At 54.0% G+C, this 18,176-nt stretch carries 12 protein-coding genes and 2 tRNA genes; 7 read left to right on the top strand and 7 right to left on the bottom strand.

From position 1 onward, the window contains the following. Window positions 1-7: 7 nt before the first annotated feature. From SH139x_RS12330 to SH139x_RS12310, 5 genes are all read right to left on the bottom strand, one after another. Window positions 8-979: a VOC family protein gene (locus SH139x_RS12330; protein ID WP_488355509.1), complete on the bottom strand. Its 972-nt coding sequence runs from the start codon at window positions 977-979 to the stop codon at window positions 8-10. A 62-nt stretch (window positions 980-1,041) separates the two neighbouring features. Further along, window positions 1,042-1,383, bottom strand: coding sequence for a hypothetical protein (locus SH139x_RS12325; protein ID WP_488355508.1), 342 nt, complete (start codon window positions 1,381-1,383; stop codon window positions 1,042-1,044). A gap of 60 nt (window positions 1,384-1,443) precedes the next feature. Continuing rightward, window positions 1,444-1,857, bottom strand: a complete 414-nt coding sequence (locus SH139x_RS12320; protein WP_488355507.1) for a DoxX family protein — start codon at window positions 1,855-1,857, stop codon at window positions 1,444-1,446. 254 nt (window positions 1,858-2,111) lie between these two features. Then, window positions 2,112-3,659, bottom strand: coding sequence for a sigma-54-dependent Fis family transcriptional regulator (locus tag SH139x_RS12315; RefSeq protein WP_488355506.1), 1,548 nt, complete (start codon window positions 3,657-3,659; stop codon window positions 2,112-2,114). Window positions 3,660-3,978: 319 nt separating this feature from the next. After that, window positions 3,979-4,051: transfer RNA gene (locus SH139x_RS12310), tRNA-Ala, on the bottom strand. 176 nt (window positions 4,052-4,227) lie between these two features. Between SH139x_RS12310 and SH139x_RS12305 the strand changes: the two genes are divergently transcribed. Next, complete coding sequence (locus SH139x_RS12305) at window positions 4,228-5,340, top strand: lysylphosphatidylglycerol synthase transmembrane domain-containing protein (protein ID WP_488355505.1); 1,113 nt, start codon at window positions 4,228-4,230, stop codon at window positions 5,338-5,340. Between the two features lie 59 nt (window positions 5,341-5,399). Here the strand turns inward: SH139x_RS12305 and SH139x_RS12300 are convergent, their stop codons facing one another. Beyond that, the gene (locus SH139x_RS12300) at window positions 5,400-6,335 is read right to left on the bottom strand and encodes a hypothetical protein (protein WP_488355504.1); all 936 of its coding nucleotides are present in this window, start codon (window positions 6,333-6,335) and stop codon (window positions 5,400-5,402) included. Between the two features lie 373 nt (window positions 6,336-6,708). Here SH139x_RS12300 and SH139x_RS12295 point away from each other — a divergent pair, with 373 nt between their 5' ends. The 6 genes from SH139x_RS12295 to SH139x_RS12270 all read left to right on the top strand — a co-directional run bounded on the left by SH139x_RS12295 (window position 6,709) and on the right by SH139x_RS12270 (window position 11,887). Continuing rightward, on the top strand, window positions 6,709-8,202 hold the full coding sequence (locus SH139x_RS12295; protein ID WP_488355503.1) for a GntP family permease: 1,494 nt from the start codon (window positions 6,709-6,711) through the stop codon (window positions 8,200-8,202). 584 nt (window positions 8,203-8,786) lie between these two features. Beyond that, entirely contained in the window at window positions 8,787-8,969 is a 183-nt protein-coding gene (locus tag SH139x_RS12290) for a hypothetical protein (RefSeq protein ID WP_488355502.1), read from the top strand. A gap of 328 nt (window positions 8,970-9,297) precedes the next feature. Next, on the top strand, window positions 9,298-10,359 hold the full coding sequence (locus SH139x_RS12285; RefSeq protein WP_488355501.1) for a DUF1559 family PulG-like putative transporter: 1,062 nt from the start codon (window positions 9,298-9,300) through the stop codon (window positions 10,357-10,359). A 439-nt stretch (window positions 10,360-10,798) separates the two neighbouring features. Further along, window positions 10,799-10,872, top strand: a tRNA-Val gene (locus SH139x_RS12280). 118 nt (window positions 10,873-10,990) lie between these two features. After that, window positions 10,991-11,131: a hypothetical protein gene (locus SH139x_RS12275; protein WP_488355500.1), complete on the top strand. Its 141-nt coding sequence runs from the start codon at window positions 10,991-10,993 to the stop codon at window positions 11,129-11,131. A 384-nt stretch (window positions 11,132-11,515) separates the two neighbouring features. Further along, entirely contained in the window at window positions 11,516-11,887 is a 372-nt protein-coding gene (locus SH139x_RS12270; RefSeq protein ID WP_488355499.1) for a hypothetical protein, read from the top strand. Between the two features lie 756 nt (window positions 11,888-12,643). Here SH139x_RS12270 and SH139x_RS12265 read toward each other — a convergent pair. After that, on the bottom strand, window positions 12,644-17,974 hold the full coding sequence (locus SH139x_RS12265) for a dockerin type I domain-containing protein (protein WP_488355498.1): 5,331 nt from the start codon (window positions 17,972-17,974) through the stop codon (window positions 12,644-12,646). Between the last annotated feature and the right edge of the window lie 202 nt (window positions 17,975-18,176).

Here is an 18,176-nt window from a genome sequence, read left to right as displayed (position 1 = left end):
GAACGATTCAAACCGATGCCAGTAGAATCTTGTTGCCTGTCGGATCCGTTACCCAATAACCGCGTTCGTCGGACGTTTCGCCGGACAGGTTTTTCACAACGTTTAAAAGTCCCTCGCGATTGGCATAGTCAATTTGCAGGTGCTGCAGTCCGGCCGTTCCTTTGGGTGGCAGAGGACGATTGTCGCCGTGCCAGGAATTCATGGCGATGCGATGCCTGTAGGCCCCGCCTGCGCCGACATCGGCGTACTTGAATTGAGGAAGGTAATTGAACTGATCAAACCCCAGGGCTTTGTAAAACGTATTGGATTGCTGAACATTGTTGGCATACAAATGATAGTGGCCAATGTAGGCATCGTTTGAAATCCCGAAGCGAAGATCTTTATCAGGCAGCACGGTCATCACTTGATCAACGTCGAGCTTACTCGAAGCGTTGCGGAGAACGCCGTTTGCATCTTCCATTTTGATGCCGCCTCGTGTGATCACTCGTTTGAATCGCTCCGGTGTTTCCAAAGTGAATTCGATCGTGATCCCGTCGGAGTCCGTAAGATATAAGGACTTGGACATCGTGTGGTCTGTCGGTGAACAGGGGTACCGCTGAGCCAGGACTCGATAGACCATCCTGGCGAACTCACGTTCATTGGGAGCATGAATGGCCACGTGATAAAGACCGCTAAAGCCCTTTTGAAAAGGCTGTTTGGCGGATTCGTGCACGACAACCAGCGTCTTGTTTTCTGTCCCGAACTCCACCGCTTTGCCCGTCTTCGCTCGCAGTTTCATGCCTGCGATTTTCGTCCAGAAGTCGATCGCTTTATCAAGCGACGTGTTATTCAGATGGACGGCTCCAAAGAACGCTCGTTCCGGAGAGGCTGGCCCCTGAGCGGGGTTCGTTGGCGATGCTTGCAAATTCGGAGCTCCACTGTTGAAGGCCATGAGTGCTGCGCCGCCAAGTATTCCGTTAACAAAGTTTCTGCGTTGCATGTGAACTCCTTGAATGGGAAGCATCGTATTCTGTGGTAATCAATTTTTCTTGAACAGCTCAATCACTCAGGGCGAGTCTGCGCTTGAGCTGACGTCACGTATTCCAGCACTGCGGCGTATTCAGCAGGCTTGAGTCTGGCCTTCTTTGCCATGCGAGGAAGAATGTCGCTCTCCCACGTCGCCGGATCGTAGTCGTAGACCGGCTTGGGCCGATGGCACATCGCACATTTCAACATCGACACGTAGACGCCTCGCCCGACTTCTGTCTGACTCTTCTGCCCGTTATGAGAGGCGAGCGGTTTTGGGGCCGCGATATCCATGGGGACGACCGCACATCCAGCCAGGAAGGCCAGCAGAAAGACCATGCCGATGCGACTTAGCGGTAAGCTTGTTTTGAGTATCATGTTTGCTCCTCCATGAGCGTTTCATTGCGCTGGGACGCAGCGTGTGATTGACGATTGATTTTACGCTTGGGGGGCCAGTTCCTGATTGAGCATTCGGCTGGAGGCCTGCATCAAATTCCGCCGCCCAAACAGAATGATTGCGGCCAAAACGCCAAGCACGATGGCTGGAACCGCACTGCCTCCCAGAGCACTCAGATGAGCCAGCGTGGCTCCGATCATTGTACAAACCAACAGACCCGCACCGAGCCAACTGAAGTTTGGAACAACAAGAAGGATGGCCGCAGCAACTTCAACGGCGCCGGTTACGTATCGAAACCATTGCCCCAAGCCGATGGTTTCGAAGTTCTGAACCATCATTTCCTGGCCCATCAACTTGGAAATTCCGGCCATCAAAAACATGGCGGCCAACAAGACTTGAAGAACCCACAGGGCGATGTTTGCAGGCGTGAATTTTTTGGTTTCGTTGGTAGTCATATTGTTTGCCCCTTCAGGCGACGAGTTGCGTAATTCTAAATCAGAATGTGTTGTTAAAACCGTTTGCAACCAACGTGCCAACCCGAAGCACAAAAAGAGAATTAGCCGAAAACACGCTACGACACAACGTCGCAGAAGCCATGTTTTTCCGTGTCAGAAAGTGAAAGCACAACGCGATTCAGAAGTGACACCAAAGCGGCATCGCTCGCCACCATGGCGTCACGAAAGCGTCACCAGAAGGGCACTTTGGCCAATCAGTTGGGCCGTTCGATGCCCAGCTTCTTCATCTTCTTCTGCAGTGTCGTTCGCTTTAGCCCCAACAACGCCGCGGCCCCGTTGTCTCCGCCGACGACCCATTGAGCGCGTTGCAGCGCGTTCAAGATGTGCTCACGTTCAGCGTCGGCTAATGTTTGAGCGTCGGGCTCAGAAGTGGCCGTCGCGAGTGGCGTTTGATCGTCTGACTCACTGGTAGCATCGGGTTGCGATTCGACTTTCGTGGCCAGGCTCAATTCCTGAATCGCAACCTGCAACTGTTTGCCGGGGCTGAGGATCACGGCTCGTTCAATCACATTCTGCAGTTCGCGAATATTGCCAGGCCAGGAATACTGACACAGATGCTCAATGACGTTGGCCGGAATGGTTTCAATCGATCGTCCCATCCGTTTGGAAAATAGCTGCGTGAAATATCGAATCAGTCGCGGGATATCGTCGGCACGCTCACGAAGCGGCGGCAACGAAATGGGAAACACGTTCAGGCGGTAAAACAGGTCACTGCGGAACTCGCCCTGATTCACCATCTCCTGCAGGTCGTGATGAGTGGCCGAGATCACTCGCACGTTGACCTTGATGGTCTTTGTCCCGCCCAGCCGTTCGAACTCCTGTTCCTGCAGGACTCGCAACAGCTTCGGCTGCAACTCGGACGGAATGTCTCCAATCTCATCAAGGAACAGCGTTCCACCATCGGCCAATTCGAATCGACCGACCTTCTGATTGACGGCTCCAGTAAAGGCGCCTTTTTCGTGGCCGAAGAGTTCGCTTTCGAGCAAGCCTGTTGGAATCGCCGCACAATTCAGTTTGATGAAAGTCCGTCCGTGGCGTGGACTGCGGTCGTGGACACCTCGGGCGATCAGTTCCTTGCCGGTTCCCGTTTCGCCGTAGATCAACACGGTCGAATCGGTGACCGCGACGGTTTCGACGTGCTTGAGAACTTTCCGCAGCTCGGCATTTTCGCCGACGATTTCGCCGAAATTGTGGTCGCTACGAAACTCTTCTTCGAGGTACGACTTTTCCTGTTCCAGCTGTTTCTTCAGCCCTTCGATTTCCTGAAAGGCCAGCGCGTTTTCGACGGCGATCGCGACGTGGCTGGAGACCAGTTTCAGGAATTCCACATCCTGCTGACTAAACGCCTTGGGCAACTTGCTTGCGAAGACGAGCGTGCCAAGTTTTTGCCGAGCGGTGGTGAGAGGCAAATCGCAGGTGCTTTGGACGCCAAACTGCTTCGTCCCCTGGAAGAATTCCGGCCAGCGGGTTTCGGCGGCGATGTCGTCGATCACCAGCGGTTCCTGAGTTTTCCAGGCATACCCCGCTGGCGAACCGTCGATGGTCGCCTTCACTTTACGCGCTTCTTCTGCGAACTCGGAAGGTTCAAGAATGTGAGCCGCCAGGCTGTTGCTGGGCTCATCGCACAACACGATTGCCAGATAGTCGAACGTCGCCACTTTCCGAAGCTCACAGGCAAGTTCCTTCATCAGCACCGGAAGTTCCCGATGCGAGATGATGGTCTGCGAAAGGGCCAGGAGCACCTGTAATGCTTCACTGCAAACGCTCAAAGCTCTCGCGACTTTCCTGTTTTCGATTCGGGGTGACTGAAACCTATTTTGCACTCACGTATCCACCGCGTCAATCCATCGATCTGACAGCGTCCCCGACACCGACTCGAATCAATCTTTCGCCCGAGGCAAGGATAGTGAAACCCCGCAAGTCATTGATTGAAAGCCACTTACGAATTCCCACCTCAGATTTCGTTAACTGATTGAACTTTTTTGAGACCAGCGAGTGACACCGAAAAGCACATAAAAAAAGCCGCCGATCACGATTGATCCGCGGCTTTTGTTTTTTGAGTGGAGGATAACGGACTCGAACCGATGACCTCTACAATGCCATTGTAGCGCTCTCCCAACTGAGCTAATCCCCCAGGTTGTGGCCGTTGTGCGGCACAGCGTGGGCCGCGATTTTGACATCGCGTCCCCTGAGTGCGTGAAAAATTACAACACTGTTCTGCCGGAGTCAATGGCCGATTTTGAGTTCCCATCCGGAATCTGGCCGGTTAGCTGGTTTTTCCGCACCTTCTTCTAGGCTATTCTGTCCAACATGACATCACGCGTTCGGGCTATCACCGTCAATGCACTGAAATTCGCAGTCCCGGCTGTGATCTTGGGCTGGCTGCTGTCTCGTATCGAACCCGACCAATGGGATGCCTTGAAAACGCAGCCCAAGAACTACGCCCTACTAGCCAGCGCCTTGCTGCTGGCCTGCGCCGCAGTCTTTTTGTCGTTCGTTCGCTGGGCCGTGCTGGTGCGCAGCCAAGGCATCGCACTCGGTTACCTAGCCGCTTTTCGACTTGGTGCCATCGGTTTCTTTCTCAGCTTCGTATCGGCCGGCAGCGTCGGAGGCGATTTGTTCAAAGCCATCTTTTTGGCTCGCAAAACCCCCGGCTTGCGACTGGAAGCGGTCGCCTCAGTCGTGGTCGATCGCGCCATGGGACTGTACGGGTTGTTGCTGGTGGTGATCTCGGCCATGGTGCTGTTCCCGCCCGCGACCGTCTCGGAAGACTTCCATCGGCTCTCGCTTGGCGCGGGTGTGCTGGCTGTTGCCGGCACGCTTGCCATTGCCGTCGTCGTGCTGGGGGGCCGCTGGATCGACCGACTCTTGAGACGCGTCGATGCAAACCGTTGGTTCGGTAAAATCATTCATCGCGTCGCCGACCCGCTGCGAATGTTTCACACACACCCTTGGCAATTGCTGATCTCAGCACTGCTAAGCGTGGGAGTTCATCTGCTGTTATCAATCAGCATGTATTTGATCGCCCGCGGATTGTACTCCACCCCACCGACCTTTACTGAGCACTTAATCATTGTGCCGGTTGGCATGTTGGCAGCCGCACTGCCGCTGACGCCAGCCGGCTTAGGAGTTTTAGAAGCGACGATCGCTTGGCTCTACCAACTAGTCCCCCCCGTTCCCACCGCCGCTTCGGGGACGTTGGTTGCGCTCACGTTTGAGATCGTCAAGCTCATCTTGGCGGCTGCGGGGATCGTGTTCTACTGGACCAGTCAAGCCGAGGTCGACGCCGTTCGCCAACTTGATGCCGCCTGCACCCTCGACTTAAACGACAAACCGGACTCGACCGATAAACCGCTTGGCCACGCCGCCCCAGCACACGAAACAGACCCAGCTAACACGGCGGCTGACCCGACAGCCAATTAGTTTCCAGTCGTCCGCGCACCGATCGCCTAGCAATGGTAAATCAGCGGGTGAGCCGACGGCTACTCGCCGACCGTTACCCCCGCACCCTTGGCAGCCAGCTTTTCAATCCGGCCAGCGTCCTCCACCAAAGTGGCCACTCCCATGCCGGCGGCGAAATCAACATTGCCCAAATAAGCGATCGCTCGTCCTTCCACACGCAGTTGAGCCTGCCCATTCTGATCCGCCAAGGTTGCTCCGATCGTTGCTTGGCTAGCACCAGCAACGGTAATCCCGGCCCGCCCGTTTTGCCGGCAGCTGACATCGAGAATCCCGATCTCTTCACAGCGATCGTGAATGTTAATCCCATCGAGCCGATAACCTCGCACCACCAAGTCGCGAATCATCACATGCTGCACGTCGTACAGCGTCAACCCTGTTGTTTGCTCGGTGACCGTCAAGGCGTAATCGGCTGGTCCCAAATTTTCAGCTGTTTTTAAATACATACGTGGTCCGATCCGCGTCCACGTCAGCGGGCTTAGCTGCGACAAATCTCCATCGGCAACCGGTTGCCGAGCCAGCCCGCGACCATCAACGGCGAACAATCCATAGCCGGCCGGCGAATGCATCAATTCCCAGACATCGTTGCCTTGGTAACGCCAGCGATTTGCCGCGGGTGTCACCGAGCCATCAAGCGTGGCCCCATTGCCGACGATTTCAAACGGACGCGCTGGACTTCCGCTGTGTTTCCAGCCCACCAAGGAAACACACTCGCGGTAAGGTTCGCCGGTTTTAGTGAGAATAATGCGGTCACCCGGCAAGGCTGCCAATAAAGCGCGATTAATTGTCCGGTAAGGCCCGCTGGTGATCGGCCCAGCAATTTGCCCACGATCATTCTGAGAATCACTGCCAGCTACGTTGTCGACGATCAAGTCGCGCGCCGTACTGACTGCAGACAAACCGGCAAGATTGCACAAAGCGGCCAGAGAGAGCGTAAATATCATGAGACGCAGTGACATAGGAGGTATCCCAAACTCGAATAAAGTTGGCTTTGGTAAGCTGCATGCGCGCCAATTCCGTATCGTTCTCCATCGGCGGCCAATGACCATCGCGTTGGAAAAATCCTTGACTCCTCCCAATCGAACGATATTCCCAGTTATCTTAATTGCCACAGTGCTAAGCATTAAACGGAAAATGTACGTTGGTACTCGGCGTGATTCCGACGCTGCGGCGCTAAGCACCTCCGCATAAGTCATTAAACAAGACGAAATCAGCCGGCACCGCCAGCGTCCGGTTCCGCCAGCGTCCGGTTCCGTGGAACCGTGAGCCAGTGCTCAACGGCTGATATAACCAAATGCCTTATGTCGAGGTGCTTAGCAAAATGATAATTTGGTGCTGCGACTCAGTGGAGCGACTCATTTGAATATTTGGCTATTGTTGATTTTGGCCGTCGCCACCGTTTTGGTTGGCATTTTGTGGCTGCGGCTACACCCCTTCCTGGCCTTGATTTTGGCCGGACTGATTGTGGCGTTGGGAACCGCCGAGCCAAATCTGCGAACGCACGCCGAGTCGCTGGTCAAACAGAACAAGCTGGACGCCGACGAAGTAAACGCCTTTGTCGAACAAACCGGCCCGCAAAGGTTGGCTGCCGCTTTCGGTCGCACCGCAGGCAGCGTGGGGATACTGATCGCTCTGGCCAGCGTCATCGGCGCTTGCCTGCTGGAGAGCGGGGGAGCGAAAGTAATCGTTGACCGCAGCCTGCAGTGGGTTGGAGAGCGTCAAGCACCGATCGCACTGGCGGGCAGCTCTTTCGTGCTGGGCATTCCCGTTTTCTTCGATACCGTCTTCTACTTGATGGTCCCCCTGGCTCGTTCGCTGCGTCGCCGCACCGGCAAAGATTACGTGCTGTATATTCTCGCAATCATGGCCGGTGGTTCGATCGCCCATTCGTTAGTTCCACCGACGCCGGGCCCACTTCAAGTGGCGGAGATTTTAGGAATCGACCTGTTCATGCTAATGGTCGCTGGCCTCACCATTGGCGGTCTCTCCAGCACACTCTCACTCGCCTCCGCGTGGCTCATCAATCGACTCATCGTCGTTCCCCTGCGTGATTTAGATGATGGCAGTCTCGAAGTTGTTGAAGATCGAGCTAGCCAAACCGCCGTATCACGACAACCGCCTGGCCCGCCTCTGCTGTTGGCGTTGCTACCAATCTTGTTGCCCATTGCGTTGATCGCCCTCGGTACCGTCACGGCGCTTTGGCAACGCCAAGCGGGCGAAGCCAGAATGACGCTGCTGGAGAGCAGCGAATGGATGGAATTCATCGCCATCGTGGGGAATAAAAATGTAGCGTTGGGGATCTCGGCCGCCTGCGCTTTGTGGCTCTTGCGATATGCCCCCCGCGACTCAGATCGTCGCCAAGTTGTTGCCGAAGCCATTTCCAGCGGCGGAGTCATCATTTTAATTACCTCCGCCGGCGGGGCTTTCGGAGCGATGCTGGGTCAAGCCGGCATTGCCGAATCGATTGCCAACTTGGACAACGCTTCGACGGGTCTGATGGTCCTGCCGATCGCTTTCCTTGTCACCACCGCAATTCGCACGCTCCAAGGTTCCGCCACCGTCGCCATGATCACCGCAGCCGGAATTCTTCAAGGCTTGGCGACCAGCGAAACACTAGCCTTCCATCCTGTCTACTTGGCCCTGGCAATCGGTGGCGGCTCGAAGCCAATCTCATGGATGACCGACAGTGGCTTTTGGCTGATGTGCAAGATGAGCGGAATGACCGAGGGCGAAGGCTTGCGAACTGTCACGCCGCTAACGATCGCGATGGGGCTCAGCACGCTCCTCTGGACGATGCTCGCCGCTTGGCTTTTCCCCTTCCGCTAACACTTCGGCAACAGATAGCAGCTGATAAACCGCGGGTCGCAAAGACTAAGCATTTTCTGAATGCGTGTGACAATTGTGCGCAGCAAATCTGAGCTCCTTGAAATGCCCAGCCATCGCAGGCATACTAAACCGGGTGAGGGACGAGCGGTTCACGTTTAAATCACGCGACTGCTTTGACTAATATTTTCCAACTATTTCATCGTCGACCAAAGCTCCAGCGATGCATCTCTTGGATGCTCTTGCTGATGATGCTTTATTCGCTAACCGGAATCGCCCTGGTCCCGGGCCGCCCGCGGGTCTCCGGTTATTCAGCTGTTGGCAAGCAGGGTGAACGGTTTCCTTGTGAATCCTGCGCTTGCAGTTGCTCGTCGGCGGCACACTGTTGGGAAAAATGTTGTTGTCATACTGACGGTGAAAAATTGCAATGGGCACAACAGCAGGGAGTTATTCCTCCGAAAAGTCTCCTTGCCCGGGTGAAAGCTGGCTCGAAAAAGGCAACTGCGAGTCAGCCGTCTTGCTGTGAAAATCGTCCCGCATCGTCCAGCAACGAGCCACCTCCAGGGGACAACCGGGACGCTAAAATCGTGCTGATCTGGAAAGCCGCCGAGTGCCAAGGCATTCAGTATATGTGGGAGAAGCTTACTGAAACCATTGTCCCCATCCCAACTCGCAGCATGCTGAGTTGCTGCATTTCCCTTTACTGGCTGCTCATTTCCGATGAACAAGCCAGCTCTTGCCGCCATCGCCCCGACCCGCCAATCCCCTAGGGTAATTTTTTGCGGCGATCTTCTTTCGCAAAACCTCAATGATGTTTTTCTGCCCGAGGTCAAGCCTCCGCTTCAAGCTGAGCGGAGCCTGATCCCGTCGCGTTCTAGCACCGCTTCCACGTCTTTCGGGACGACAGCTCGTTCCTCACAACAACGCAGTGTGCGTCCCGTTGGCGTGGAGGCGACCTAGCGCCGGAAAACATCCTAATAACGGTTAGCAATATCCGCCACAAATCTTCATTGGGTGCGGTCGCGCTCATGTTGCGCATCCACCCTCCATGCATAACACAACAAACTCCCGCAACATATCAAGCACACTTATACAAAAATGATACATCAAAAAAATTGTCAAAGCATTAGACATCAGCAGCATGTCCGACCAGCATTTACCTTGGTAGAGCTACTGGTTGTGATTGCGATTATAGGTATTCTTGTGGGGCTGCTTTTGCCGGCTGTTCAAGCAGCACGTGAAGCCGCTCGGCGAATGAGTTGCAGCAATAACCTGAAACAAATCGGGCTTTCCATTCACAATTACGAATCGACCAATCGCCGTCTTCCAATCGGCTGGAACGGACTGGTCGATCCGATTCAGAACACGACTTTTCGCTGGAGCTATTTGGCTGGCCTCCTGCCTTATCTAGAGCAGGGCAACACCTACAGCAATTTGAATCTCAGCCTAACGCTCTATCCGCCGGGCGGTGGTGTGCCGCCCCGTCCCGAGCATCAAGCCATCATCGCCACTGTGATCCCCACCTATCTTTGCCCCAGTGATCGAGCTGCCCCGATCGCCGACGGCAGCGGGGAGATTGGCCCAGCCCCAACCAACTATGTTGCCAACTTTGGCTCCGGCATCAACGATCCTGGAGACCCCAGCGATGATGGGCAAATGGACTTGAGGGCCGATGGTCCGTTTAGCAACCAAATCTGGCGTCGCCTCGCCGCGGTCACCGATGGCCTCTCCAACACGGTTGCCGTTTCCGAAAGTTTGCTGGGGTTTGGCGGCGGCGACGTACCAAGCAGTCAGACTCCCGATCCGCAGTTCTACATGGCCTTAGTCGTTCCGCCACCGATGGCCAATGCCAACAATTGCAGCAACCCTGTACCGGCTGCCGTGAATCGCTTTGTCGCCAGTCGTGGCAGGCTGTGGGCCGGACAAGCATACGAGAACACCGCCTACAACCACTTTTTTGCCCCCAACTCCGAGCGTTATGACTGCTACTTTTGGGTCGCGGGTGGCTTTAAGGCGGCCCGCAGCAATCACACAGCTGGCGTGCAAGCGACACTGCTCGACGGTTCGGTGCGATTCGTGGCCGAAACGATTGATTTAGCCGTTTGGCGAGCCGTCGCCACTCGCAATGGTGCGGAAGTCATCAGCAGTACGCAGTGGTAATGCTGACCAAGCGGCGCAGTGAATGCTACCGGCAGCGAAAGGCGACGAAGTCAGCACGGCAAACGGACTAGATCACAGCCCGTCCGCCAAAAGCAAGTCAGCGCCGCACGCAAACGACAAAATGGGCCGCGGCATCCCGCACCAAACGGAAGAACAGCCGCCACCACCTGCAAACGAACAAATGTATACCCGTTGGTATAGATTCGTTCATCACGAGTGGGGGGCGTTTTTTCCCTGTGGCTAACGGAGAAATAGCTTATTTCCTGGTGCCAAAGTCAACCTAGCCGACTTTCCGATCGTGGTTTGCGTAGGCGCTTGTTGGTTCATTCGATAGTCATTAAGATGTGTACTTTGAGTGGCGGCAACGATTCGCTAAAAGTGCTTTTGCATCTCGGATCGAAGCACTCTTTTGCGGAATAGACACGCGAATGAGCGTTAAGGGCGATTAGCTCAGTTGGTTAGAGCGCTGCCTTCACACGGCAGAGGTCACAGATTCGAGTTCTGTATCGCCCACTTTTACCTAAGTCCTTACGGAGATGGGACTTAGCGTTATCTTCAGGATCGGCGTGCCGGTCAATTCTGAATGAGTTTCGCAGTAGTCACTTACCGCGAAACGTTTGGAGCTACCGCAATGCCGCGTCCAAAACCGACCGTCAACGCTCATCAATTCCGCGTTTCGGGGCAAGCTGTTGGCAGGCTTGACTACGAGGACTTTTCTCTCAGGAAGCACGGCACACCCGAGAGCTACGCCTGTTATCACTCCTTGCTTTAGGAGTATGACGCGAACCGGATTCAGGCGCTAGCAAGTCCGCCCCAGCTTGCCGAAATGTAGATCAGAATTCGAGTTCTTGCCGCCTGTATTGAGAGCGATGATGCAATTGTTACCAGCCTCGCCCCCTCACGGCCAAGCCTTCATTTGGAGCCGGCCTCGCGAGTCTCTGAGCTTAAAAGTGTCGTCGAATTCATCCATCAAGTTAACTTTTCCTGCTCTTACAAAGCGAATTAGGTAGCCTAAGTTTTCAGGTTGATGGCTACTCCGATTACTGAGTCCAACGCCTGCCTAACCTGGGCCTCCTCCCGAAAGTTTCGGAATCCGCACCAACTCAATGGAGTCAATTACCACGTTTGCGACCAAAAGGCTCTTCGGACCATCGCCATGAAATTTGATGCACGAAATCACAAGGCGTTCTTCGACGACTTGACTGCGGAGGGGTTTCATATTTTCAGCCGACTACATGCCAATTGCTCCGGCTTTTACCCCAGCCCATTTCCCTCGTATCCTGAAATCAAAATGTCAGATATCAGGGAAGATGACACAATTACTATCCGGGCATTCTTCCCAACGGGCAAAACGGCCATGCCCAATATCGAAAGCGGCCTGATAGATCTCGAGGTAGAATATATTGACCATGCGGCCAAGATCGTGTTTGGGAACATCCTCACCGAACTCCCGGCCGCGTTTGCGCTTTCAAAAGGCACCACCATCGAAGTGAATCTCGATGAAGTGTTATCAGTCCAAGATCGCTGAATTGGCGGAAGAGTTTCGCCTATCGGAACGAACGAAACCGATCGACACAGTTGATAATGCCGTGCAATCTTAAGGGCAGCCTAATTTTGAATGATATTCATGATACATGAGTCCGAGACTTGAAAATCAATCCTTCAAGAGCGAACATCATCGTGACATTCCGAATTCCAGACTCCAGGATCTTGCCGATTTTCGGATGCCAGAACTCCGAGACGGCACCATATCCTGGCAACTTCGAGGGCAGCCCAAATCGATCCCGAACGACCATTGAATCCTTTTGAGCCACCGCGTACATGTGAGGTAATTCCGCCTCAACGCGAGTCTGGAAGACTCCAGCGAGAAACGGCAATTGCGGCTCTCCAGTTGCTAATCACCACATCTGCCCTCTTTACGGATGCCATATTTCTTCTGACATCGGTTCCCCATAACTACCGGCTTGACGCCGGAGGATTAACTGCTGTCGGACTCATTGCATGCCGCGCCTTGCAGTGGTTCGGAGCCCGAGAGATGTTTCTGGGTACTGGTCGTGGATTCGCGTATGTATCTGCCATCTTGTGCTGTATTCCAATGATCTCTCCTTTCTGGGTTCTTGGTATTCCCTTTGGTTTCTTGTCGCTTGTCATACTGGCGATGGGCGACCTCGGTGTCCCAGGGCAACGGATTTAGTGCTGCTAACGGGGAAGGTGAAGTCAGCTTCTCGATTATGCTTTTAACCTGGAACTGCTCGCTGCACGACGCCACCACCAGTCTTTCCGGCTACGGAAACGTGCTGGGAGCCCGCTCGATCAATGCCCTGGGCAAACTCGGCAAGTTAGTTTCGGCGTCAAACAGGTCCCAATTGTTTTCGCCGAAAACGGACTGTGTGGCGGCGACATGAGCAGCCAAATTCGAGCGTTCTTTTTCGCGATTGCGTGATTCTTCACCAACAGGCTCCTGAGGCTCGACCGACCTTAAAACATCGTTGTTAGTTGAGCGACGGCGTGTTGCTTCCCAGGAGGTAAGGATCTCGTCGTGCATTGCTTCCTTGGGCATTAGGAAGGCTCGCGGTAAGCGCGGCGAGGCATGCCAGGAGTCAACCGCCGAGAAAGAGATGCCGTCACCATAATTCAAATCAACACGGGTTGACAGGACCGCTTCTGACTCACCCTCGCCTGATGAGCCCGTTCCATTTCGGTTGAGGAAATTAATGATCCGCAAAGCATCGATGGGAGTCACCTCGAGATCCCTGTTGGTATCAATAAACAAGTTTGGTGAGGTCGATGCATTGGGTTGAGGGAGAACTCCTATACCGTTGCGATTCAAGTAATTAATGACGACTAGAGCATCGAGTGGAGCGACCTCACCGGAACTATCCACATCGAATTGGTTGACAAGGTTGTGGAAATGGTCCGGGCGATGGATCTTGAATGTGTTCCGGCCATCAGTAAAGATGCGATAAAAGAGCCCACCAGTGAATTCACTGGGAGCGACCCGGAAGTCACTGTTAAGGTCTAGCTCGGTTGCCAACGTCGTTTCGACCGATATTTGATTGTTCGCGGGAGCGATGTTTTCAATGAGGTCTGACGATAGGGACAAGGTATTTTCGACTGGGCCGCGAAAGACAAGTCGTGACAGGGCGGGATGGAGCGCGAAGATTGGAGACACATCGACACTCCCCTGGGCGTTCTCGACAATGACTGTATCTACGCTGCCGAGGGTGGGGACACTTACGCCTAAACCAAAAGCCCTTCCTTGGCCGCTAATGTTCAGACCACTTAGATAGAATTCATAAGTGCTGTCGACGTTGAGTGGCGCCGTATCGAACTGCGATACGCCCGCATCCAATTTGACAAGCAGTTCTGGGGACGCACCGTTTTCGGAAACGTGTATGCGTTGTTCGGTACCGTTCGAGCTGGCATCCCACGTCAATCGCAGGCGGTCGTTGCCGAAAGGGGAGATTTGAAACTGCGTTGGTGCGGCAGCGGGCAGCGGAAGCGTTACGACTGAAACGACTTGAGTGCCGGAAGCGCCCGTCTTATTTACCGCGCGGACCTGGACTGTATGGGCAGAGTCTGGAATTAAATTATCAATCTGAAAAGTCGTTGTATTTGTGGACGTCGATCCCACTTGGACGTTATTGTGAAAAATGAGATAGCTGTCGGCAAAATCAGCTTCGCCCCAATTCACGGTGAGTGTGGTTGCCATGCGGTCCACTTTCAGATCGCGTGGAACCTCTGGAGCGGGAGCGGGCAGCTGGACGGTGAGTGGCTGAGTTCGGGCAGTTGAGGTCTGGTTGACTGCTTCCAAAACATAGGCCGCCTGGGAGAGTATCGGGAGCGACTCCAGCGTCGCATCGATGGCATTGGCATCAAGCTCCAGCACAATTCGTTCCTCACCGCCCGGCGAGAGTTCGATCAAGCGATAGTTTTGTTCGTGAGTTTGATCTTCCCAACTGAAAGTGGCGGAAGTGGAGCTTGTGCTGAGCAGGGTGAACGCTTGCGGAGGTACCGTTGCCGGTTGAACCTGCAAGATCAGTGGCTGGACAAGCTGTTGACCATCGCCATCAGTCAACATTACATCTATTGAGACATTCGTCAGATTGCCGGAAGCCGCGATTGCCTCGCCCGGCTTCAGTCGAAGCACGCCGGCTTCAACCGCAAAACGCGAATCATCAACGCTGAAGCTAACCGGGCTGGCCACGCCGGGTAGATTGACCGTTAAATTTCCGATGAAGGTACCAGCCGAGTTCGCTTTGATGAAGGGAGTATCAATGGAGACCGGCAAAACATTCGACCGGTCTCCAAGCCCGGATAATTGCAGTGTCCCATCCGAATCAAGGTTGAAACCTAAGGACTCGATAGCTGCTTGGCCATCAAAAGCGTAGGATTCTGCATTTCCACCTTCGTTGTCCCAGAAAGCGGAATTCTTTACCGTGACGAACGCCCGTGAACCATCGTCTTGGGAAAGATTACTGATGCCGGCCCCAACAGGAGCAGTATTATTGTGGACGGTAATATTTCGCAGGTCAATTTGGCTGGCCCTTCCGGCGGAAGCAAAATTATCGATTGCACCTCCTTCACTACCTGCTTGATTGTTCTCAAACAAAACATCTTCAAGCACAACAGACGAATTGGAAACATGAATTGCTCCACCAAAGTCAGATGCTGCGTTCCCTGAGAACGTTGCTCTCTTGACTGTTGCACTGGCTCCGTTTAGGACCGCCAGTGCTCCTCCGGTGCTCGCAAAGCTATTTACGATCTTGACGTTGTCTAACTCTAAATGATCATCCGGGTCAGCCAGCTGAATGGCACCACCACGCGGGTCAGCTGAGTTGCTTGCGTCTCCTTCGACAAGCGTTAAACCGCGGACCAAGTAATCATTTTCTCCACTTCCACCAAATTCGAAGATTCGTGTTCGGCTGGGAGTAAATGGTTGCAGTTCGACATCCAGGCCACTGAAGAGGCTGCCAAATTCTTCGGCATCGGCTGGATTTCTTAGCTTGATACTGAAAGCATTGTTTGGTCCGTCCGGATTGATGGTTTGGGCTGTCAAACCGTTGTTGCCGATGGGGAACACATCCTCGAATAGCAGGGATTCGCCACCTCCGAATTCAAAAGTCCCTGAACCGTCCCCTTCTTTGATTTCTGCGGTTACCGGGAACGCATCGAATGGGAAAGTTGTTCCGATGGAGATTGAGTTGAGTGTGTCTACCAATTGTTGTGCGGTGATCTTCGCCACGTCCCCGGGAGGAGTCGGAATTCGTAATACAAGTTTTTGCTCATCCCGAAGAAGAGCAGCGGTAATCTCCGAGCGATCAAAACGAATCGTTGTTCCGGGAAAGGCGAAAATGCTGAGCGAGTCCGTTACCTGCAGCGGTCCGTTCGCACCTAACAGCGTATAATCTCCTGAACGCAACAGGATCACGTCGGGGCCGGGATTCGCATTGGCGAGCCTGATGGCGCCCCGAAGGCTGCAAGGTTGGTTGGGACACTTGTCCAGATCTCCCAAAGGGCCGATCAGTTCAGCAAAGTTATCGACGAAAATCCGAACATTTTTAGTCGTGTCGACTTCCAAACGACTACTGTTATTGAACAGGTTTGAATCTCTCGAGTCGCTGGTCGCTCGATTAAAGACGTTCAACGTTCTGGAGCGGAGTACCGTGGGAGTCGCTTCAAAGGTAAAAGTGTGTGACGCACCCGGGGCCAGGGTTGGGAGGCGGCTGACCAGCAGGTCCGGCTGGATCAATTCCATGGTTTGCGAATCAAGGGAACTCGTGTTAACCGAGATGCTGCCATGCTCTCCGGTTGGCAATTCGGTGCGAATCGAGATATTCTCTGCAACCTGCGGCCCTTGGTTGGTGACGATGATCTGAAAAATACCGGGTTGGTCGTTTGTCAGAAGACTGCCAGAACCAGTCTTGGGACTGGCGCTTGTCGCAAGCAAAAGATCGGCAACCGGGCCTCCGACAATAAATGGCTCGAAATCGATCAGCTCCCCTTCAACATGGAACGATGTGTCAAAGATTGATCCGAAGTCATGCTGGCCGATAGGGTTCGAACGTACCAGCAGAGGATCGGTGCTGACAAAAGATTTACCAAAGGCCGAGATCTCCAAGGCGAGCGCCCTCAATGTTCCTTCAACATCAAGATCTAAGCCAAAGTCATTAGCGAACTTATAGCGTGGAATTAGCTTCGGCTGCACAGCAATTTTTCGCGTTCCAGTTTCCACGAAAACGGACGAACCGACGTCGAATTCAACAGTACTGATATTCTGTAACAACGTCCCATCGATGGTAACATCGACCAGGGCGGGTTGCCCCGTGATCGGATCGACAAAGTCAAACTTGGCTCGCTCAGCAGGCGTCGAAGACACATCCTGATTTAGCCGCAGCGACGTTTCTACCACGTAGTCGGCGGTCGTCAAGCCAATGCTGATTCCCGCCACGTCGATATCGGTGCGGCCGAATCCAAATCCGCCGCCCAAGATGGCACCCACATTCGTTGTCAGTTTGGCCACATCCCTACGAGAGTCAGATTGTTCGGTCTCAGCTGATAAAACGCCTGCCGCATCGATTGTCGTGTCGGTCAAGGCAATATCTGGCACGGTGAGACTGATGGAACCCAATTCCTTGCCGATATTGACCGCTCCTTTCCAGCCAACGCCAATTCCCAAGTCCAATTCGACTCCCAGTAGGTCATTTGGGGCTTCACCGATTGAAACTTGGATGATTTTCCCGCCACCAAATTTCTTGTTGGACGAACCGCTGCGTACGCGTTGGCGTGTATCGGCTTCGCTGTTTTGCCCTTGTGTTTTACGTTGCGTAGCCGATTGTTTAGCTTGATCTGCATCCGCGGTTTGGGATGGAGTGACCGCGCGCGCACCGTCTCTTTCCGCTTTGAATAAGTCACGATCACTAGTCTGGATCGTTTGTTTTGCCCCTCCGAGTTGTTCGTAAACCCCTACGGCGTCCGATAGTAGTGACGTGCCAATAATCTCCACTTTACCATTGGCATTTCGATTCAGTGACGCCAGCGAGATGGTTTCGTCGACTTCGAACTCAACCACTCCTGGTCCAATGCAGTCGATAAAACAAGCTTGGGTCCGGATGCTTCCGTCAAACTCAACGACCAGGTCGGCAAAAGCGCGAACCGTTGGAGTTTGGGTAAACATCCCACCGGCGGCATGATCGACGCTGGTCTTGATCTCAATAGGACCGCTGCCCGTATCAACCACTTCGTAACTGAAGGTGCCGTCATAGATTAGGTCTGCAGAGCCCGCATTAGCGTAGAGGCCATATTCGAGCCCCAGACGCCCCCTGATCTCCATTACGGCTTGGGCTCCGAACGATCCGAAGATTACAGAATCAGTGATGTCACCCAATTGGATCGGCTGGCCACCGCAATCGCCGGCGAAGCAGAACTCAAAGCCCGCGAAACTTGGTTGCTCCGTCCCCGAATCGGTGTAACCAACCGCAAAGACTTTCGCATCACCGCCACTGAATTGGTCAAAGCGGATTTCGGTGTCCCAAGGGTGCATGATGGCCGCCGCCAACAACTCTCGCTTCTCCAGAACCTCCAAACGAAGGCGAGCGGTTTTGGCGGACCTCACCGAAGCCGCGATTCGACGATTTGAACGTCCCGAGAAGCTTCGTCGAGTGCCACCAAAAAGAACTGGGAAAATCTTGGGAAATTGCACGGGTCACCTTGCCGAAAGCGGGGCTTTGTTACTGTCAGCATTTGCTGTCAGAAGGTCACTCGCGCGAAAGCTCGCACAGCCCTCACCAAAAATGGCTCAGAAATGCAAAAAGACA

Origin of the sequence: Kothea flammea, from assembly GCF_052161645.1 — a bacterium.
Lineage (GTDB): Bacteria > Planctomycetota > Planctomycetia > Pirellulales > Pirellulaceae > Laterigemmans.
The sequence above is the reverse complement of the archived record's forward strand: the minus strand, read 5'-3'. Positions and strand labels throughout refer to the sequence as shown.